Here is a 19,369-nt window from a genome sequence, read left to right as displayed (position 1 = left end):
CGTGGCAGGGTCTGCGTCACGATCCTGCTGCCCCGCCCACTTAGTCAACGGCGGTGCCTGGGAAATCCGGAAGCCGCACACATCTCAACTCCATCTTGAAGGAATTATGAACGCAACGTTGTTTGCCGTTGCTGGTTTGCCGGGGCTCCTGGTTATGGTCTGGACAGTGCTCCCGACTGGTCGAAACTGGTTCGTCCGCAGGTACAGGTGGCCGCATCGCCTGCGGGGTACATTGGCAGCTTTGGGCGGCGTCCTGCTGATGGCCTCAGTGGGCTTCGCAGCTGATCCAAAGGATCATTCCTGGCTTAGGGTTTTGGTACTGCTCGCCGGGGTAGGCATGATCGGCGCGTGCCTCGTTGCCCCCACGTTCCGCATTCGCCACGGTGTGGCCACTCAGCCTCGGAAGGTGCTCGCTATTGGCGCACACCCTGATGATCTGGAGCTGGCCTGCGGGGCTACCCTCGCAAAACTGTCGGACGCCGGCCACGAAGTCCGGACCATGGTGATGAGCGCAGGCAGCAAAGGCGGAAACAGTGCTGTACGGGTGACAGAAGCTACTGCGGGTTCGGACTTCATGGGAGCATCCGCTGTCCAGATCCACAACTTCCAGGACACCTATTTGTCCGAGCATGGACAGGAAATGGTCACCGCGATCGAGGCCTTCATTGAGGAATTCCGGCCTGATGTGGTCATAACCCATTCCCGTAACGATTACCACCAGGACCACCAGGCGGTTCATAGTGCCACCATGCGGGCGGCCCGGCGCCACTCCTCCATCCTGTGCTTTGAGAGTCCCTCGTCCACGCGCCAGTTTGATCCCACTGTCTTCGTGGACATCGCAGGATATCTGGACGTCAAAATTCGGGCTGTCGCCATGCACAGGAACCAGAAGGGGAAGCCGTACATGAGCGCCGAAAAGGTCCGCAGTCTCGCGGCTTTCCGGGGTGAACAGGTGAAGACTTCCTACGCCGAGGGTTTCGAGCCCGTTCGGTTACTCGGTTCAGCCGTAGGGGAATTCTGATGGCGCGGATTCTTGTAACCGGGGTTGGGGGACCGGCCGGGCTTTCACTCGCCCGGCAGTTAAGGGGCTTGGGCCACTGGGTTCTGGGTGTCGATATGCAGGAGGTTCCGGCGTCAGCAGCGGACATTGTGTCGTTGGTGTCCCCCGCAAGTTCTGCCGGCTACCTGTGGGAGTTGCGCGGGCTTGTGGCCAATCACGGCATCGAACTCCTGGTGCCCACCGTCAGCGATGAGCTTGTTCTCGTAGCTGAGGCACGGGAAGACTTCGCCCCGGGCGTCGAAGTCCTTATTGCTGATCCAGCTCCAGTGCGTATTGCCAATGACAAATACCTCACCATGCGTTGCCTGGATACTGCAGGCGTCGCCGTGCCTGGTTTTGGGCTGCCCGGAGAATTCGCTTCGGTTAGTGAGGCCATGGCCCGCTTTGGCGGGGCGCTGGTGGTAAAGCCGAGGGTTTCCAGGGGTGGACGCGGGGTCCAAATTCTGGAACGAACCGCTGACGGGGGACGAAACGCTGCACGGATTTGGGCTTCCCTGGATGACTCTTGGATCGTGCAACGCTTCGCGCCCGGAACAGAGTACGCGCCGGTGGTCTTCCGCGGTGAGCTTGCAACCGGGGACGACGGTCTTGTGGTGGTGCTGGAGAAAACCGAGCTCAAGGAAGGGCGCGTAGGCAACGCCGTCTCCGTCAGGAAAGTGGAGTTGTCCATGGCCGCCGACGTAGCCCACGTGGCCCGGGCAGCGACGGCAGCCCTCGGATTGACGGGCCCCATTGACGTGGATGTCCGTCGCATGCCGGACGGAAAGCCCGTGGTGCTGGAGGTCAACGCAAGGTTTGGAGCGAACAGTGCCCATGCACCGGAGCTTCTGGACCACGCACTCCGCCGCTATGTTCCGGGACGGCTTGTGTGACGTTCCCGAGCGTGGCGTTGGTGGTGGTGTACGTTGGCGGTTTGGTGATTCTCGGTTTTGGCATGGCCAAAATCGTCTATGTTCCCATGGCGTTGTATTTCGACTGGCTTTACCGCTCCATCTGTGCCCGGCATCGGTATTCCGTGTTGAGCGATAGGCCTTTGGTGTCGGTGATTGTCCCGGGCTACAACGAGGCCGTGGTGATCACCGGCTGTGTTGAGTCCATTTTGGCCAGCCGGTACTTGCGCCTGGAAGTCATTCTGGTGGATGACGGCTCCACGGATGAGACCGCCTCCATCATGGAAGGCTTGGCGCAGCAGTATGACCGGGTGCGGTTCCTTTCGCAGGCCAACGCGGGCAAGGGCGCCGCTTTGAATTGTGGGATTGCAGCAGCCCTCGGGGACATTCTGATGTTTGTGGACGCCGATGGAGTCTTTGCTCCAGACACGTTGATACACATGCTGGAGGGTTTTGACGATCCGAAAGTGGGCGCAGTGTGCGGCGATGACCGGCCGGTCAACCTCGATCGCCTGCAGACCATGATGCTTGCGATCCTGAGCCACGTGGGTACGGGATTGGTCCGTAGGGCTCTATCCCTCATGAATTGCCTGCCCATTGTTTCCGGAAACATTGGCGCCTTTCGCAGCGATTTGGTCCGGGAGCTGGGAGGGTTCCACGAGGACACGCTCGGGGAAGACCTTGAGCTGACATGGCGGGTCTACAAAGCCGGATACCGGGTTCGATTCCAGCCCAAAGCACTCGTGTACGCCGAGTCTCCCTCCACCATGGGTGGCTTGTGGCGTCAGCGGGTCCGCTGGTCGCGAGGGCTGCTCCAGACGCTGAGGTTGCACAGCGGAATGCTCGGGAGCCGCCGCTACGGAATGTTCGGAGCGTTCCTGGTTTTCAACGCCATCACCATGGTGTTGATCCCTATTCTGCAACTCGTCGTCCTGGCTCTACTACCGTTCCTGTACGCGGCAGGCATGGGACCCGTCCCAGCTGAAGTCCTCGCAATCCTCGGCTGGCTCGGGGTCTTTGTGTCATTGGCGCTGATCGTCTTCTCCGTTGGCCTGAACCGCTCATGGCGGGATCTGCGATTCCTGTGGACGCTGCCACTGTGGCCCTTTTACTCGGTGTTTGTGGGCTTGGCCCTGGCCAGCGCAATAGTGAAAGAAATCCGTGGCAGTCCGGCCCGTTGGAACAAGTTGCAGCGGACAGGCATCAAGTCTGTGACTGCCACGCATTCTGTGACTTCCACTGATGTGTCACAACGGCAGGAAGCGCACGCGTGAAGGGCGTCCCGGGTACTGCAGCGTCCCTAACGTTGGCCATTGCCTTTGTGATGTCGCTCCTTCTGACGTCCGCCTGCGCGGTGGAACCGAAGAATCGTCCCGCGGACCGCATGGTCAATCTGGGTTTCGAAGATGTGGTCAACAGCGACCCCTTGTACTTGACCGGACTCGCCGAGCGCTTGGACTCGGTTGATGCAACAGCGGTATCGCTCGCAGTAGGACGCACGGACTGGACGGCTTTCCCTTTGCAGGGCCAAACCGAGACGGAATCCAGTGAGGTTGCTCGGACCGGTCGGGACTACGTGGCCGAGTCAATTTCGGCGTTGGAGTTCGCGGAGGATGGAAGGAAACGCGATGTTGTCCTCACCATAGATGCTCTGCTGGACCGCGCGCTCACCGCGGAACCGGCACTTGCCGGGCGGGACACGTCCGGAGCAGCGTCCTCAACCTTTGCCAGTGTGTCGTCCTTGCGGCATGGAAAAGCCGGCTCCCGGTTGGCCTCCCTTGCGGCGGTGATCGCCGGTAGATACCGGCCCACGGCGGTCAATCTGACGGAGCTGATGTTCGATGACTTCACTTTCGGTGAAGAGGATCTCATCGACTTCAAAGCCACCACGGGAGCCAAGGATTGGCCGAGAAAGAACGATGGTTCGATCGATGCGTCGGACGCGAGTATCAGCGGCTGGCGCAGTGAGGCTATGGCGGACATCGTCCTGAAGGTGCGGACCGCCGTCGAACCTTATGGCGTCAAACTCGATATGGACGTGCGCGCACCGCGTGAATCACCCTCACTGGACCGGGCGGACAGCGGACATGACTACGATCTCCTGCTTAAGCAGGCGGATCGGCTTCATGTTTGGGAATATGTGGGACTGAACAGTGAGAGTTCGCCGCAAACCAAGGAATTGGCGGAAGCAATGAACCGCAGGGCAGGCTCGCGCATTTCCTTGTCCGTGGGGCTCTGGGGCAATGATGGCCGGATATCAGCCGGGGAATTAGCCACCGCACTGCGGGATGCTGTCCTCGGCGGGGCGACGTCAGTGTCCGTAACACCGGCGAGTCTCATGGAAGGCCAGCACTGGGACGTCCTCAAAGAGGCCTGGGCCAGGTAATGGAGGGGTAGGCGTCGGCTTTTAGCTGGCGTACGCTGACCGCATGGGGCTGTTGGGCGGAAAGGTTGTCCTTCAAGGTCATTCCCGCCCGGACGGTGACGCCAAAATCTGAGACGCATTCTTTTGTTGAGTTCTGTGCGGGTAAGATCCCGTAGGAAACATTAGTAATCCGGCTCACAGTATCCAGCGCAGTGTACGGGCCACACCAGATCCCAAAGGTAAGTATCAATGGTTCACACTGCCCATCAAGACACCGATCTCGCTGCCGAACTGCGTGCCGACGTACGCCGGGTTTCCACACTTCTCGGCGAGTCCTTGGTACGACAACACGGTCCGGAATTGCTCCAACTCGTGGAGCAAGTTCGCTTGCTGACCAAGGAGTCCAAGGAAGCCGCACGGGGCGGCGCGGATGCCACCGGCCCGTGGAGCGCGCACGACGTCGTTGCCCAGGTTCGCGAGTTGCTCGCCTCCCTGCCGCTGGACCAGGCGACTGACCTGGTTCGTGCCTTTGCGTTTTACTTCCACCTCAGCAACGCGGCGGAGCAAGTACATCGCGTCCGTGGACTGCGCACCCGCCAGGAAAAAGACGGTTGGCTGGCGAAGGCGGTCTCAGAGATAGCGGGCCAGGCGGGACCCCAGGTTCTGCAGGATGTGATCAACGGACTCGACGTCCGCCCCATTTTCACGGCGCACCCCACCGAGGCTTCACGTCGTTCTGTGTTGGACAAGGTCCGCAAACTTTCGGACGTCCTTGCTGAGCCCACGGCTGAGGGGACCTCCGCGCGGCGCCGTCAGGACCGGCAACTCGCTGAAATCATCGACCAAATGTGGCAGACCGACGAGCTCCGCCAAGTACGCCCCACTCCTGTGGATGAGGCCCGGAATGCCATCTACTACCTGAACAGCATTCTGACTGACGCCATGCCGGAAATGCTGACGGACCTTTCGGAACTTCTGGCCGAGCATGGTGTCACACTCCCTGCCGCCGCCGCACCGCTGAAGTTTGGTTCGTGGATCGGTGGCGACCGCGACGGCAACCCGAACGTTACTGCTGCTGTCACCAAGGAAATCCTGCAGTTGCAGAACCAGAATGCTGTCCGCATCAGCATTGCCCTCATCGACGAACTCATCTCGGTACTTTCCAACTCAACGGCTCTTTTTGGGGCCGACCAAGAGCTGCTGGATTCGATCACCGCGGACCTCAAGAACCTCCCCGGACTGGACAAACGCATCCTTGAACTGAACGCGCAGGAGCCCTACAGGCTCAAGCTGACCTGCATCAAGGCCAAGCTCATTAACACCGGTCGCCGCATTTCAGCTTCGACTTATCACGAGCCGGGCCGCGACTACGCAACCACTCCTGAGTTGCTGGCGGAGTTTGGACTGCTTGAAGCCTCGTTGCGGAACCATTCCGCTGGACTGGTGGCAGACGGCGCCCTGGCCCGCGTCCGCCGGGCAATCGCTGCCTTTGGTCTGCACCTGGCAACCTTGGACATCCGTGAACACGCCGATTACCACCACGATGCCGTAGGGCAACTCGTGGACAGGCTCGGCACCGAAAAGCCTTACGGCGAATTGACGCGTGAGGAACGCTTCACCTTCCTGGGGGCCGAGCTGGCTTCCCGCCGCCCGCTCTCCGGCCACCCGATCAAGCTTGAAGGCACTGCGGACGGCACATATGACGTCTTCCGGAGTATCCGCCAGGCCCTGCACACCTATGGCCCGGATGTCGTGGAAACCTACATCATTTCCATGACCCGCGGCGCCGATGATGTCTTGGCCGCAGCAGTCCTTGCCCGCGAGGCCGGTCTGATCGACCTCTTCAGCGGCAAGCCCCATGCCAAGATCGGGTTCGCTCCGCTATTGGAAACGGTGGAGGAACTCCGGGCCTCGGCTGAGATTGTGGACCAGTTGCTGTCCGATCCGTCCTACCGGGAACTTGTCCGCCTCCGCGGAGACATCCAGGAGGTCATGCTGGGTTACTCCGATTCCAATAAGGAATCCGGCGTGATGACCAGCCAGTGGGAGATCCACAAGACCCAGCGCAAGTTGCGCGATGTGGCGGCCAAGCACGGCGTCCGCGTTCGTCTCTTCCACGGCCGCGGTGGATCCGTTGGCCGCGGTGGCGGACCCACCTACGATGCCATCATGGCTCAACCGAACGGCGTGCTGGAAGGTGAGATCAAGTTCACCGAGCAGGGTGAGGTCATCTCGGATAAGTACTCCCTCCCCGAGCTGGCCCGCGAAAACCTGGAGCTCTCCCTGGCCGCCGTGATGCAGGGCTCGGCGCTGCACCGCACTCCGCGTACATCGGATGATGAACGTGAGCGCTATGCCAATGTCATGGAAACCATCTCGGATGCAGCGTTCGCCCGCTACCGCACGCTGATTGACGACCCCCAGCTTCCGGCGTACTTCCTGGCGTCCACACCTGTGGAGCAGCTGGGTTCATTGAATATCGGTTCGCGGCCCTCCAAGCGTCCGGATTCCGGTGCGGGACTTGGCGGCCTGCGGGCCATTCCGTGGGTTTTCGGCTGGACTCAGTCACGCCAGATCGTTCCCGGCTGGTTCGGAGTGGGCTCCGGTTTGAAGGCTGCGCGGGAAGCCGGCGACACGGATCAGTTGCTGGAGATGATGGACCGCTGGCACTTCTTCCGGTCAGTCATCTCCAACGTGGAGATGACCTTGGCCAAGACGGACATGGAAATTGCCGGTCATTACGTTTCGTCCCTGGTCCCCGAGGAACTGCACCGCTTGTTCCACATGATTCGTGACGAGTACGAGCTCACCGTTGCCGAGATCGAACGGCTGACGGGTGAGATGGAGTTGCTGGACGCCCAGCCTACGCTCAAGCGTTCACTCGAAATCCGCGACCAATACCTGGATCCGATCAGCTATCTGCAAGTGGAGCTCCTTCGCCGCGTGCGCGAGGAGCAGCTGTCCGGGGGCGAGATCGACGAGCGCCTCCAGCGGGCCATGCTCATCACCGTCAACGGCGTAGCCGCCGGCCTGCGCAATACCGGCTAGCAACCCTCTCTCACATCCCTCGGGTTTCCCCGGATCCCTCTCTCACCCGGTGAGAGAGGGATCCGTCCAAGGGCGTGGGATGTGAGAGAGCGTTAGGGTAGTGGGATGCCGTCGTTCCAGACCAAGTTGAAAATCACTGGCCTCAAACCGGGCAACGCACCCGAATCGGTGATGGCCGCAGCGGTGGAAGCGCTGGAAACCCGCCACCACGTCGAATCGAACCAGCTCGACATCGTGGGCGGCGTCCCGCAGATCAGCCTCCGCTTCACTGTAGGCGACCGCGACTACTCAGGCGAGAACGACGAAGCCCGGACGTCGGCAGCCATGATGCGTGACGCCGTCGAGCGCGTAGCGGTGACCGGCAGCCTTTACGTGTTGCGCCGCAGCCGTGGCCGTTGGTCGCCGGTCTAAACGCCGCTCCATGACGCCGGCGCTACTCGGGCTGCGGAACGTCGTCGGGCTTGTCGGCGTCGTAAGGTTCGTCCACGGGTGACCGGCTTCCGCGGCGGCGCGTGACGATCAGCCCCACCACCACGCCGATGACCAAGCCGAGCCCCACACCGATCAGGGAACTGGCCCAGAAGGGAAGCTTGGTGGTTGAGCCCGTGAAATAGCCCAGGCCCACTTGCCATACGGCCCACAGCACAGCGCCCAGGCCGGCACACAGGCTGAACCCGCGTGCCGAAACATTGGCGATGCCTGCCGCGGATGAGGTGGCGAGCCTGCCTCCCGGAATGAAGCGGGCGCCGATGATGGCGCCGTACGTTGAGGAGCGGCCGGCTTTGGCAATGGCCTCGTGGATTCCGCGATGGATGCGGCGGCCCCAGGACCACCGGTCCAAAACGTGGCTAATACGGCGTTTGAACAGCATAAACACGGCCATGTCGCCCAGCCAGGATGCGAACGCAGCCAAGAACAGGACGAGCCAGAAATTTGCATGGCCGTCGGCTGCAAGTGCCCCGCCGGTGATCACCACCATCTCGGAGGGAATGGGCGGGAAGATGGCATCACCCAGCACGATAGGGACGATCCACAGGTAAATCGCGGATCCCCACGTTTCGGGGGTGATGAAGTCCATGGGCACAAGGTACCGCACTTGCCGCGCCCGCCGCTCCGGCGCGAGACTGACCGCATGCGAATCGACATTCTGCACGGCGACATCACTACGCGTTCCGTGGACGCGATTGTCAACGCCGCCAACTCGTCCTTGCTCGGTGGAGGGGGAGTGGACGGTGCCATCCACAGGGCGGCTGGATCGGAACTGCTTGAGGCCTGCCGCGAGTTGCGTCGGACGGAACTGCCGGAGGGACTTCCGGTGGGCGCCGCCGTCGCGACCCCTGCCTTCCGGCTCCCCGCGCACTGGGTGATCCACACCGTGGGTCCCAACCGGCATGCGGGTCAAACCGATCCGGCGCTGCTTGCCTCGTGCTTCCGGGAAAGCCTGAAGGTGGCGGCCGGGCTTGGTGCCCGATCCCTCGCCTTCCCTGCGATCAGCGCCGGAATTTACGGTTGGGACTCCCGTCAGGTGGCGGAAGTAGCGTTCGACGCCGTGGGGTCGTTTTCGTCGTCGTCCTCCGTGAGTGCCGCTTCAGAACGTGGGCTTGAGTTGGTGGAGTTCGTGCTGTTTTCGGAAGAGACGACGGCGGTCTTCCGGGCTGCGTTGGATTCCTCACCGGGGGCCTGAGGTGTTGCGGCGCGCAGGCGTCACGCCGGTTCCGGGCTGGCACCCCGTGGCGCCTCAGCCGCCCGCTTGTGCCCAAGGAACCTACCTGCTTTGAAGTACCAGTACGGCCACGCTGCCCACGACGACGCCCCGGCAATGAAACCCACTCCCATCACCGCGTAACGGAGCCACTCGGGCCCGGGAAGGAGGAAACCGAGGCCGGCAACGGGAAGCCCGAGCAAAAGTGCTCCGCCGATGAACCGGCCAAGCTTCGCGAGCACTTTCGGGTAGTCCTCAACGTGGAGAAGCTTGTTGTTGGCCATGAGGAACCAGACCCCTTGGATCACGATGGCCGCCACGGAAACTGCAGTTGATGGCTCAAAGTCCAGGACCTTGAGTACAAGCAATGCCGAGCTCGTGGCCCCGGCCGCGCAAGCTGCCACTGTTACCCATTTCAGCGGCTCAGTCCACGGTGCTTTGGGGAGCCGTTTGTGGACCTGCATGATCACGGGGATGACCAGCACGTTGAACACGGCTCCGGTGGCGTCGTTGATTGCACCAAAGACGAAGGGGCCGCCCCTGGGGACTTCCACGGCGTACATGGCCCCGAGTGTCAGGACGCCCGCCACGCCCACGGCGGCTGCAGAGTAGGCGAGGACCGAAGCGGCCCTGTCGCCCGGTATTTCAGTGAATTGTTGCATCGGAACTCCCGCGTTCTGCCCAGCAAACCCATGGTAGTCCTGCGGAGTAGCGGAAGGAACGGGCTCCTGCCCTACGTCAGGCGTGGGCCTCGCTGAGCTCCAACTGGCTGCGATATTCCACCGGCTGCTTGCTGATGGGGTCCACGAACGTGATGCCGCGGGCCAGTAACTGCAGGGGTTTCGTGTAGTCGTCCGGAGCCTTGTCCAACAGGTCCGGGTAGAAGGCGTCGTTGACGATTCCCAGCCCGAGGGAGGCCATGTGCACCCGGAGTTGGTGCGTCTTTCCGGTGTGCGGCTCCAAACGGTACAGTGCGCGTTGGTGAGTGCCGGCGTCGAACGTTTTTGTTTGTTCAATGCGCGTTTCCGCGTTCGGTTCGCCGTCGATGACTTCGGCCAGCAAGTAGCTGCGCGACTTGGTCATGCGGTTGCGGACCACTGCGGGGAACTCGACGGCGGGAAAGCCTGCGGCGGGCGTCGCGGCGGACACGCACTCGTATTCCTTCTGGACCTGGCGCTTCTCGAAAAGCACCTGATACTTGCCGCGCGTCTCCGGGTTGGTGGACAGCAGCAACAGGCCAGCGGTCATGCGGTCCAGGCGGTGCATGGGGATGAGGTCAGGGAGGTTGAGCAGGTTTCGCAACCGAACCAGGGCGGATTCCTGGATGTAGGTGCCGCCGGGTGTGGTGGGGAGGAAATGCGGTTTATCGACCACCAGGATGTGCTCGTCCTGATGGAGGATGGTGATTTCGACGGGCAGCCGCGTCTCCGGGGGGAGGGTGCGGTAGTACCAGATGAAGGTGTGGTCCTCGAGTTTGGTGCTGCGGTCCAGCGGTACACCGCCTTCGCCCACGATCTCGCCGGCGTCGAATCGGTCCTCGATGCCCTGGGGGTCGATGTGTCCCCAGCGGTGCATCATGTAGTCCATTGCTGTGGTCCACGGTCCCTCGTCCGGCAGGCGCAGGCGGGTCGCGTTCACGCCGTCGCGCACGGGGAGGGGGGATTGCATCACCGAACAATTCTACCGGGGCTGCGGTGCGGGGCCCGCTCTGCACCCCAAATCGCGCTCAGAGCATGCAGAGTAGGCCTCGCAACGGGAGAGCTGATCCGACGATAAAAAAGTTCTTGACAAGAAAAGTTGTCGGTGACAATACTTGAAGCATGTTGGACATCGAAGTCATCGAGGACCCGGCCGCGGCGGAGGCCTCACTGGACCCGATCCGCACCCGCATCCTCCAGGAGCTCTCCGAGCCGGCGTCCGCCACGCAACTGGCGGCGAAGGTTGGACTGCCCCGGCAGAAGGTCAACTATCACCTAAAATCCCTGGAGCGCCACGGCCTGGTGGAGTTGGTGGAGGAACGCCGCAAGGGCAACGTCACCGAGCGAGTACTGCGTGCGACGGCGGCCTCGTACCTCATCTCACCGGTGGCACTGGCCTCCGTGGCCCCGGATCCCCGGCGCTTCTCGGACCGGTTCTCCGCTTTCTGGCTCCTATCGCTCGCCTCCCGCACAGTGCAGGAGATGGGCAAGCTCATCGCCGGCGCCGCCGTGGCCAACAAGAAGCTGGCCAGCTTCGCGATCGACGGCGAGATCACCTTCCGCTCTGCCGCGGAACGCGCGGCGTTCGCGGAAGAGCTCGGCGTAGCGGTGACGAAGCTCGTGGATAAGTACCACGACGGCGGTGCTACCGCGGTGGCGGGCGGCGCACGCAAGCACCGGCTCGTCGTCGTGCTTCACCCTGCCCTTAAGACCCCTCCAATTAAGATCCCTCCAATCGAACATGCCTCCTCGGAGAAATCAGCAGAAAAGGACCACAGCAATGACTGACAACCGTAAATTCGAAATCGTGGCGGACACCGAACTGCCCGGCACCCCGGAGCGTGTGTGGCAGGCGGTCACCAAGGACACGCCGGCTTGGATGTTCCCCACGGATCAGTGGCCGGACGTCAAGACCACTGAGGAGTACCCCAGCCACCTGGTGTCCCGGATGGATGGTCCGGACGGATGGTTCAACCAGCTGGAGCACGTCCTTGAGCCCCTTGAAGGTGGCCGTGCCAAGCTGCACTACGTCCACAGCGGGATCTTCGCCGACAACTGGGATGAGCAGTACGACGGTGCCAGCAAGCACACAGAGTTCTACCTCCACACCCTTGGCCAATACCTGCAGCACTTCGACGGCAAGCCGGTGGTGTTCACGGATATTCAGGCGCCCCCTTCATCACAGACGCCTGACGGTTTCGTGCAGCTGAAGCAAGCGTTGGGTGTGGACGGGCTGCCCGCCGGTACTTCCGTGGACGTGGATATCGACGGCGTCGGACGGCTTAGCGGCGAGGTGGACTTCTCCAACGAGAACTTCCTGGGCCTCCGAACCGCGGACACCATGTACCGGTTCTTCGGCCGCAACGTGTTCGGTGCTCCGGTTGGCATGACGGTGCACGAGTTCAGTGGCTCGGGCGATTCGGAACTCACGGCCAAGGCTTGGGGCGCGTTCTTGGAGAAGGTGTACGCGTAGGAGGTTCTCCGCCAGTTTCCCCTTTAGGGGGCCCAAGCCCGTGTCACGGATTCCAAGGCGGCTTCGTAGATCCCCGGCCAGTCCGTCGCGGGGTCGTTCATCTGCGCCAGCTCCAAGCTGACGAGCCCGTGGACCTGCCCCCAGATGGCCATGGCTATCACCGTGGGGTCGTCTTTGCGCAGGGCGTCGGCTGACTGGGCGGCGACTACCGCCTCCACCAAGGGGAGCATCGAGTCGGAGGCGACCTCCGGCGTCGGACTGCAATCAACAAAGGCGGCCAGGGCGCCGCCGAACATGAGGCGGTAAAGGGCTGGATGCTCAAGTGCCCAGACGCGGTACGCCCGGCCGAGCCCGGGAAGCCCGTCTGCGGAGGCGTCCCGTTGGGACTCGCCAAAGGATCGGAAACCGTCGTCGACGGCGGCCGTCAACAGTTGCGATTTCCCGCCGAACAGCGAGTAGATCGCAGTGGTGGACGTTCCCGCCGCTGCTGCTACGTCCCGAAGGGTGACGCGGGCGGGCCCATCGCGGTCCACGAGCTCAGCGGTCACCTCCAAAAGTCTCTGCTGGACGTGCTGGTCATGAATTATGGGTCTTGCCATGCCTTCAAGTGTTTCATAACATTGTTTCATAACAACGTTACGGAACCCGGGTTCGGAACCGGGCTGTTCTTCAACCGAAAGAATCACATGGCACAGGAGATTTTTCCCGGCCGCTTCACCGCGGATATCGGGCGCGATACAGTGACCGTCTTCCTCATCGGAATGCGGGCCAACAGATGGTGGAAAATGGGCCGCGTCGCGAAGGTAGCCTCGGCCATGCCCACCATGATGCAGCACCTAGCTACTCATCCTGAGGCCGGGCTCCTGGGCAGCGAACAGTGGTTCGGGCGTACCACCATTCTGCTCAGCTACTGGGAGAGTCCGGAGCATCTGCGTCGATTTGCCGCGGACAGGGATTCGCCGCACCTGGGCCCGTGGCGGAAATTCATGAAGGAGATTGCGGGGAGCGGCGACATCGGCGTGTGGCACGAGACGTACCAGGTGCCGGCGTCGGGCATTGAAGTGGTGTACAACGGCATGCCGCTGTTTGGTTTGGCCAAGGCGACGCAGCACGTACCTGTGGGACCCGGCAGCAACACGGCGAAGCAGCGGATGGGCTCGGTGGGGTGAGTGGCTCCCAGTCGGTTGGGTGGCTAGGCAACCGCGACGGCGGGTGGCCGTGCGGACTTGAGCGTCCGGCGGAGGTGGGGTGAGGCGTCCAACTTGTTCTGCGCGGCGCGGAGCGCACCGACGGCGAACTCCAACTGTGCAGCCGGCAAGGTGTAGGGAACGCGTAGGTAATGCTCGAAAGCGCCACCCACCCCAAACCTAGGTCCGGCCGCCAAGCGTACGCCGAAGTCGGGGGCGAGCACGGTCAGGGCAGTGCTGCACGGCGTGGGAAGGCGACACCACACTGTGAGTCCGCCGCGGGGTCGCTCCACGTCCCACTCCGGCAGGTGCTCCGAAAGCAACCCCAGCAGCGTTTCCCGGTTGTTCCGAAGCTCCTCAAGCCGGGCATCAAGCGGCTCTGCGAAGGACCGCACCAGGCGTGCCGCCGCCAGTTGCTCCACCACGGGCCCACCCAGATCCATGACGGTCCGGGTAGAGACAAAGCGGGCAATCAGGGCCTCGTCTGCCCGGATCCACCCGGTCCTCAGCCCGGCCCAGTGCGACTTGCTGAGTGAGCCGATGGAAACAACCGCCGGACTGTAAGCCGACATCGGCGCGGTGCGGACGCCGTCGAGGTTCAGCCCCCGCAGCGTTTCATCCACCACCAGTATGGTCCCGGAAGCAGTGGCTGCCCGTGTGAGTCGTCGGCGTTGAAGATCGGACATGATGCGCCCGGTGGGGTTGTGGAAGTCCGGCACCAAGTAGGCCATGGCAGGACGTTGATGATTCATGGTCGCCACCATGGCATCTATGTCCCACGCCGGTGACGTACTCGACTGTATTAGAGGTAGTGCTACGGGCAGCGGCTTGCACCCTGCAGCACGGATGGCGTCCAAGGCATTGGGGTAGCTGGGGTGTTCCACCATCACCCGGTCCTGCTTTCCAGCCAGCGTGCGCAGCACGATGTTGAGTGCATGCTGCGCACCCGAGGTGACCAGGATTTGGCCGGGCGTCGTTGGCACCCCTTCCGCCGTGTATTTGTCTGCGATGGCTTCCCGGAGGGCCGGCACTCCCACGGCCTCGTACCCGAATCCGGGCAGGAGGGCAGGTAACTCGGTCAGGGCGTCGGCGAAGGCCCGATGCACTACCTCGCCGGCGGCCGGCAGCGACGCATACGCCAGGTCCAAGAGACCCTCAGGAACGGCAAGTCCGGGCGCACTCACTGGCGCGGTTCGGTGGGGGATGCACGTCCGCCCGCGGCTGCCCTGGCCTGCCGTGAGGAATCCCTGTTCGCGCAGGCTCGCATACGCGGCAGTGACCGTGGTGCGGCTGAGGCCGAGTGTCTGGGCGAGCGCCCGCTCGCTGGGCAGTGCGACGTCCAGCGGTATGCGCCCGTCCATCACCAGCAAACGCACGACGTCGGCCAGCTCGCGGTAGGCGGGCAGGGCGCCTGAGTTCCAGGAGCCGAGGAGGCGGACGAGCGCGGTGGGATTCAGGGAGCCGGACATAAGACCAGTATTGCAAACTGGCTATGGAATACAAGGCCAGTTTTCAGCGACCATGGATTCATGATGACCCGAAGAATCACACAACTCCTGATCGGCCTCGCAATGTACGGCATCTCCTTGGCCATGTTCATCCGGGCCGGCCTCGGCTTGGACCCTTGGGACGTCTTCCACCAAGGTGTGTCCGAAAAGACCGGATTCAGCATTGGCGTTGTGGTCATCGCGGTCAGCTTCCTGGTTCTCCTCCTCTGGATCCCGCTCCGGCAGATGCCAGGGATCGGAACCATCGCCAACGCGGTCCTCGTGGGGCTCTTCGCCGATCTGGGGCTATGGCTCATCCCGGAGTTCTCACACCTTGGCGGACAGATCGCCATGCTCGCCGGCGCTGTGATCCTCAACGGCATCGCCTCCGCTTGCTACATCGGTGCCCGCCTTGGGCCCGGCGCCCGTGATGGCCTGATGACCGGACTGGTCCGCCGCACCGGTTGGTCCGTGCGGCTGGTCCGCACGGGCATCGAAGTAGTTGTCCTTGCTGTGGGTTTCCTGCTGGGCGGATCCGTGGGCGTGGGCACCGTGGTGTACGCCCTGGCCATCGGCCCGATTGTGCAAGTGCTGCTGCCGAAGTTCATGGTTCCGGAGCGGGCAAAGGCAACGGCCCCCACGGAAGCCGTGGAGGCCGCGCCTGCAGCGTAGGGCTTAGCGCGCAAGCACTAACGGCACGCCTCCAGGTCCTCGCCGTACCGCAACCAGTCCGGCAGGTCCTGGGCCAGCGCATCGCGGATGGCGGGCGATCCAGCGCTACGCCAGTCGACGTCGTCGTTAATCTCGATCTCGTATTTCTTCCACTCGAACCAGTTGATCATTTTCAGCTGCGGGTACTTCTGGTGGGTTTCGGCGGAGAAGACTTGCCTCCACCAGGCCTGCTTGACGTCCAGCTCGGAGGCCCCGCCCCGCGCGGGCGTGTAGATGGCCGCGGTCTCCGGAATGCCCACCGGCTTGCCGTGGTCCACCCCGTACACCTGGTAAAAATCGGGGACGGAACTGTCATCACCCGCGGTGCCGCTGTAGCTGCCGGTGAGCATGGCCAGGAATTTGCCCGGTTCCGAAACGTCGTTGTTGCCCCATGGCCGCTGGTTGCCCCAGTGATACAAGGAAACCCCCACCCAGTCCACGGCGTCGTCCCCCGGATAGTAGGGCGCGTAGGTGTCGTCGGCCATGGTGAGGGTGCCGTCGTGATCGGTATCCAGGGCAGCGAAGTCCGGGGTGCCTGGCCGCGCAGCGAACTGGCCACCCGTGAACGGATAGCCGCCGCCATAGTTTGGCGCCCACATCATGGACGTCCCCGGAGCCTGCGAGTGCACCGCCGCCGCCACCTTGCGGAAAACCTCCACGTAGCGGATCGGCTGCTGTCCCCACGAGTACCAGGAGCCGTTCATCTCATGCGCAAAACGCACGACGACGGTGGTCCCCTGATCGTTGATGGCCCGTAAGTCGGTGGCCAGTTTGGCGATCACTTCGTCGCTCATGGTCTCCAAACCGCCGTGGGGCTCGAGGGTCAGGAGCAGCGCGCCGCCCGTTTCCCGGACTTGCGTGACGGCGTTGGTGGTGTGCGACCACGTTTCGTCGTCGTAAGGGATATCCGAGAACTGCACCACTACCGCGGGATCGTGGCCGAGGTTTGCTCGGTGTTCGGCCAAGGTCTCCGAGTCCCAATCCAGGTTGACGCCCAAGAGCACGCCATCCCGGGGGATCAGGGTGGAGGCATCTCCGGCCCGGCAAAGGGACAGGGCCTGGACCACGGGCACCACCTCCTTGGAAGCAAAACCCAAACACGTGGCAGCCAGTGCCGTCACCACCAAGGGGATGAGCAGGCTGGCCCGCCGTCGTTTTCGGTTCGGATGCCCGGTGAAAGCTGGTGGAGTCTGCGCCATGGTCAGCCCCATCCGAGGGAGCGACGCCGGCGCCCGAAGAGGGTGCGCCAACTGAACCGCGGCGCAAGCCCGCGCGGCCGTACGAGTGCTGCGCCGCCGTCGATCGCTTCCTGGCGGTTTGCGTAGATCCGGGCCACGTGACCCAGATGGGCCTGGAGGCGGGTTTCCGCCAGGGCGCTGGAGTCCCCGAAGAGGCGCAGATCGCCGCCTCGGGAGCGCAGCAGGTGCAGCACCTCAAGGAGCCCTACGACCCCGGACGCTCCCACGGAAGTCACCGCCGCGATATCGAGCAGGACCAGAACGGGACCGTCTGTGGCGGCCTTGGCGGACGTTTGGCGAATAGCGAGAACGGACGCAGCGTCCAAGGTGCCGGTAATGGTCAGGTCCACCGATTTCAAGGTGGTTGAGATGGTGTTCGGGGCATGGGAAAGAGTGGACATGGGGGGTCGCTCCTTGCTGGGGGATGGAACGGCGTCTGTTGACGGTTGCTGTCAGTACATGGGTTTGCTTGGCGAACCTTTCGGCGAAGCAAGGACGCTGGTGAGCTCCTTAGGTGTGGGCATCGGTTCCACGAGGTCCTCTCCCGGCCCCCGGTACCTTGCGGCACCAATCACCACGCTGAGCAGGGCCAGGTCCAAGGCGACCCAGGCCAGCGTGATCAGGGTTGGATAGAGCGGCGCTTCCCCGGATGACACCCGGGCAACGCCGATGAGCGAGGACACAACGAGCAACCCCATCGCCGCCACTTGGAGCCTGACGTGCTGGAACCCGCGTCCTGTGGCTTGCTTACTCTTGGCTGTCACGGAGAAGGTGAGGTGCCTGCCCAGGAAGACCGCGGCCGCACCTGAACACGTGGCCGCGATCCAGGTGGGAAACAGCGCGAAGGACCACTGCTGGCCTCGCCACAGCCCCTTCGACCCGTTACCTGCAACTTGGAAGAGCAGCTGGCACGAAATGAAGAAGGGAAGAAAAAGGCAGAAGAACACCACAGGACTGGCAGTCAGCGGGTAGGTACCGGCCACCAGGAAAACCACCGGCGCTGCGATGTAGCTCAGCGCGGCGAAGCCATTCAAGTAGCTCGTCATGGTGCCCAGGTACATGAGGCGCTGGGCCAACGTCAGACCCCGAAGGAACAGAGGATTGTCGTTGAAAAACACCTGCATGGTGCCCGCCGCCCAGCGATGCCGCTGCGAGAGCATGGTGGACACGTCCTCCGGGGCAAGCCCATGGACCAGGACCTCGTGGTGGTAGATGCTGCCCCATCCCATCGCGTGGAGGTGCATGGCCGTTGCCATGTCCTCGGTGATGGTGGTGGTATCCATAGGGTGGATCGCCAAAGCCTGGTCCGTATGTGCAACATCCACGGATTCCAGGACGGCGTCCAGTTCCGGCACAACGTCATCCATCGCATCCGGGACTGCCAAAGCGGCGGCATGGAAGGCCACACGGAGCTCGAAAGTGATCTCGGCCAGGACCTCGCCCCTACGCACTTGGTGCTCAGCACGCGCCACCGCCTCCAAAGCACTTTCCACCACGGGCATGGCGGCGGGATGGCGCCTGCCCAATTCGCTGTGAAGGTCCTGCAGCCGCGACCGACCCCTGCGCAAAGCACGCCACGTCTGCTCCGTGGCTGTCCGCGTGTAGCGGGTCAAACCAAGAGCCATGAGGGCTTCCCTGCGAAGCACAGCGTTCGAACCGCAGAAGAACGCTGCGTCCCAGCCGTCCTTGCCCTGCTGGATCGGCCCATAGAAAAGTTCCGCTTGGCTTCCCAACGGGTCCCGGTCCGGAACATTCCAAAAGTGTTGCGGCGTCTGGACGAAAGCCACTTCCTCGGCATCGAAATAGCCCAGAACGCGGTCCAGGAAACGCGGTTCAGGAACCTGGTCCGCGTCAAAAATGGCCACGAACTCGCCGGTGGTCATGGACAGGGCGTTGTTGACGTTTCCTGCTTTCGCGAACCGTTGCCGGCCATCCCACTCAGGACCGCGGGTGATGTATCCGACGCCGATCTGCCGGGCTGCGCTCGCAAACTCGGCGCGGTCGCCGTCGTCGAGTATCCACGTTTCGTGGGGGTACTCCATGTCCCTGGCCGCTATGGCCGTTTTGAGTACCAGGTCCAGTGGCTCGTTGTAGGTGGCGATGAATACGTCCACCGATCTGCCCGGCAGGGCAGGCGGGGGAGGCGGCCGTCGTCGTGCGTTCCACATGGTGACCGCATACAGCGCCGACTCGCCCAGGCTGTAGGTCTCCGCGGCCACCAGGGGCAGCGAAATCCACCAGGCGTCCCAGGCGACGGTGCTTGACCAGCGCCAACTGATGTAGATCAATCCGAAGGAAACCACCAGAACTGCAAGGATCCTTACCAGTATTTGTCTGTAAATGCCCATCTTTAGCCTCCGGTAACTGCTGGGGAAAAGGCCAAGGCGCGTCAGCATGTCCAACGCCCCTCAGGGCGAAGTTTGGGAGGACACGGCTGACGCGCCTGGAGCTGCATCGTCGATGCTCAAGGGAAGGAATTCGGCTGCGAACGGAATGTCCTTTTGCCAACA

Annotated in this window: 19 protein-coding genes; 11 read left to right on the top strand and 8 right to left on the bottom strand. The window is 62.8% G+C overall.

Features of this window, described 5'->3' with window-relative positions:
• The first annotated feature begins 106 nt into the window (after positions 1–106).
• The 6 genes from J3A64_RS14450 (at position 107) to J3A64_RS14425 (ending at position 7,774) form a co-directional block, all read left to right on the top strand.
• On the top strand, positions 107–1,021 hold the full coding sequence (locus J3A64_RS14450; RefSeq protein WP_238324501.1) for a PIG-L deacetylase family protein: 915 nt from the start codon (positions 107–109) through the stop codon (positions 1,019–1,021).
• Positions 1,021–1,932 (top strand): ATP-grasp domain-containing protein, encoded by a 912-nt coding sequence (locus tag J3A64_RS14445; protein ID WP_210064631.1) that lies wholly within the window; start codon positions 1,021–1,023, stop codon positions 1,930–1,932. Before J3A64_RS14450 ends, J3A64_RS14445 begins: the two co-directional genes overlap by 1 nt.
• The gene (locus tag J3A64_RS14440; RefSeq protein ID WP_210064630.1) at positions 1,929–3,224 is read left to right on the top strand and encodes a glycosyltransferase family 2 protein; all 1,296 of its coding nucleotides are present in this window, start codon (positions 1,929–1,931) and stop codon (positions 3,222–3,224) included. Before J3A64_RS14445 ends, J3A64_RS14440 begins: the two co-directional genes overlap by 4 nt.
• Positions 3,221–4,336 (top strand): hypothetical protein, encoded by a 1,116-nt coding sequence (locus J3A64_RS14435; protein ID WP_307807200.1) that lies wholly within the window; start codon positions 3,221–3,223, stop codon positions 4,334–4,336. The genes J3A64_RS14440 and J3A64_RS14435 overlap by 4 nt, the downstream gene beginning before the upstream one ends.
• Before the next feature lie 228 nt (positions 4,337–4,564).
• Positions 4,565–7,363: a phosphoenolpyruvate carboxylase gene (gene ppc / locus J3A64_RS14430; RefSeq protein ID WP_210064628.1), complete on the top strand. Its 2,799-nt coding sequence runs from the start codon at positions 4,565–4,567 to the stop codon at positions 7,361–7,363.
• A 105-nt stretch (positions 7,364–7,468) separates the two neighbouring features.
• Complete coding sequence (locus J3A64_RS14425; protein ID WP_011773514.1) at positions 7,469–7,774, top strand: hypothetical protein; 306 nt, start codon at positions 7,469–7,471, stop codon at positions 7,772–7,774.
• 22 nt (positions 7,775–7,796) lie between these two features.
• Here J3A64_RS14425 and J3A64_RS14420 read toward each other — a convergent pair whose 3' ends face one another.
• Positions 7,797–8,441 carry a DedA family protein gene (locus J3A64_RS14420; RefSeq protein ID WP_011773515.1) on the bottom strand — a complete coding sequence of 215 codons (645 nt, stop codon included), beginning with the start codon at positions 8,439–8,441 and terminating at the stop codon, positions 7,797–7,799.
• Positions 8,442–8,495: 54 nt separating this feature from the next.
• Here J3A64_RS14420 and J3A64_RS14415 point away from each other — a divergent pair, with 54 nt between their 5' ends.
• Positions 8,496–9,047, top strand: coding sequence for an O-acetyl-ADP-ribose deacetylase (locus tag J3A64_RS14415; RefSeq protein WP_210064627.1), 552 nt, complete (start codon positions 8,496–8,498; stop codon positions 9,045–9,047).
• 20 nt (positions 9,048–9,067) lie between these two features.
• On the opposite strand, the gene J3A64_RS14410 is transcribed toward J3A64_RS14415, so the two are convergent.
• Together J3A64_RS14410 and J3A64_RS14405 are read right to left on the bottom strand one after the other, a co-directional pair.
• The gene (locus tag J3A64_RS14410; RefSeq protein WP_210064626.1) at positions 9,068–9,727 is read right to left on the bottom strand and encodes a hypothetical protein; all 660 of its coding nucleotides are present in this window, start codon (positions 9,725–9,727) and stop codon (positions 9,068–9,070) included.
• Positions 9,728–9,803: 76 nt separating this feature from the next.
• Positions 9,804–10,733 carry a pseudouridine synthase gene (locus J3A64_RS14405; protein ID WP_210066170.1) on the bottom strand — a complete coding sequence of 310 codons (930 nt, stop codon included), beginning with the start codon at positions 10,731–10,733 and terminating at the stop codon, positions 9,804–9,806.
• A gap of 152 nt (positions 10,734–10,885) precedes the next feature.
• Between J3A64_RS14405 and J3A64_RS14400 the strand changes: the two genes are divergently transcribed.
• Both J3A64_RS14400 and J3A64_RS14395 read left to right on the top strand, forming a co-directional pair.
• The gene (locus J3A64_RS14400) at positions 10,886–11,551 is read left to right on the top strand and encodes a helix-turn-helix domain-containing protein (RefSeq protein ID WP_210064625.1); all 666 of its coding nucleotides are present in this window, start codon (positions 10,886–10,888) and stop codon (positions 11,549–11,551) included.
• Positions 11,544–12,236, top strand: coding sequence for an SRPBCC domain-containing protein (locus J3A64_RS14395; RefSeq protein WP_210064624.1), 693 nt, complete (start codon positions 11,544–11,546; stop codon positions 12,234–12,236). The genes J3A64_RS14400 and J3A64_RS14395 overlap by 8 nt, the downstream gene beginning before the upstream one ends.
• Before the next feature lie 23 nt (positions 12,237–12,259).
• On the opposite strand, the gene J3A64_RS14390 is transcribed toward J3A64_RS14395, so the two are convergent.
• The gene (locus J3A64_RS14390) at positions 12,260–12,835 is read right to left on the bottom strand and encodes a TetR-like C-terminal domain-containing protein (RefSeq protein ID WP_286176332.1); all 576 of its coding nucleotides are present in this window, start codon (positions 12,833–12,835) and stop codon (positions 12,260–12,262) included.
• An 87-nt stretch (positions 12,836–12,922) separates the two neighbouring features.
• Here J3A64_RS14390 and J3A64_RS14385 point away from each other — a divergent pair, with 87 nt between their 5' ends.
• Positions 12,923–13,405, top strand: a complete 483-nt coding sequence (locus J3A64_RS14385; protein WP_210064623.1) for a DUF4188 domain-containing protein — start codon at positions 12,923–12,925, stop codon at positions 13,403–13,405.
• A 23-nt stretch (positions 13,406–13,428) separates the two neighbouring features.
• On the opposite strand, the gene J3A64_RS14380 is transcribed toward J3A64_RS14385, so the two are convergent.
• Complete coding sequence (locus J3A64_RS14380; protein ID WP_210064622.1) at positions 13,429–14,892, bottom strand: PLP-dependent aminotransferase family protein; 1,464 nt, start codon at positions 14,890–14,892, stop codon at positions 13,429–13,431.
• Between the two features lie 60 nt (positions 14,893–14,952).
• Between J3A64_RS14380 and J3A64_RS14375 the strand changes: the two genes are divergently transcribed.
• On the top strand, positions 14,953–15,582 hold the full coding sequence (locus J3A64_RS14375) for a YitT family protein (protein WP_011773523.1): 630 nt from the start codon (positions 14,953–14,955) through the stop codon (positions 15,580–15,582).
• Between the two features lie 17 nt (positions 15,583–15,599).
• Here the strand turns inward: J3A64_RS14375 and J3A64_RS14370 are convergent, their stop codons facing one another.
• The 3 genes from J3A64_RS14370 to J3A64_RS14360 are packed head-to-tail and all read right to left on the bottom strand — an operon-like array spanning position 15,600 to position 19,255.
• On the bottom strand, positions 15,600–16,832 hold the full coding sequence (locus tag J3A64_RS14370) for a glycoside hydrolase family 26 protein (protein WP_210064621.1): 1,233 nt from the start codon (positions 16,830–16,832) through the stop codon (positions 15,600–15,602).
• Positions 16,823–17,260 carry an STAS domain-containing protein gene (locus J3A64_RS14365; protein WP_011773525.1) on the bottom strand — a complete coding sequence of 146 codons (438 nt, stop codon included), beginning with the start codon at positions 17,258–17,260 and terminating at the stop codon, positions 16,823–16,825. The genes J3A64_RS14370 and J3A64_RS14365 overlap by 10 nt, the downstream gene beginning before the upstream one ends.
• 51 nt (positions 17,261–17,311) lie before the next feature.
• Positions 17,312–19,255: a glycosyltransferase gene (locus J3A64_RS14360; RefSeq protein ID WP_210064620.1), complete on the bottom strand. Its 1,944-nt coding sequence runs from the start codon at positions 19,253–19,255 to the stop codon at positions 17,312–17,314.
• Positions 19,256–19,369 lie beyond the last annotated feature (114 nt).

The organism is Pseudarthrobacter sp. PvP004 (assembly GCF_017876035.1).
GTDB classification, from domain to species: domain Bacteria; phylum Actinomycetota; class Actinomycetes; order Actinomycetales; family Micrococcaceae; genus Arthrobacter; species Arthrobacter aurescens_A.
Note: the sequence above shows the minus strand (reverse complement) of the source record. Positions and strands in the feature narration are given on the sequence as shown.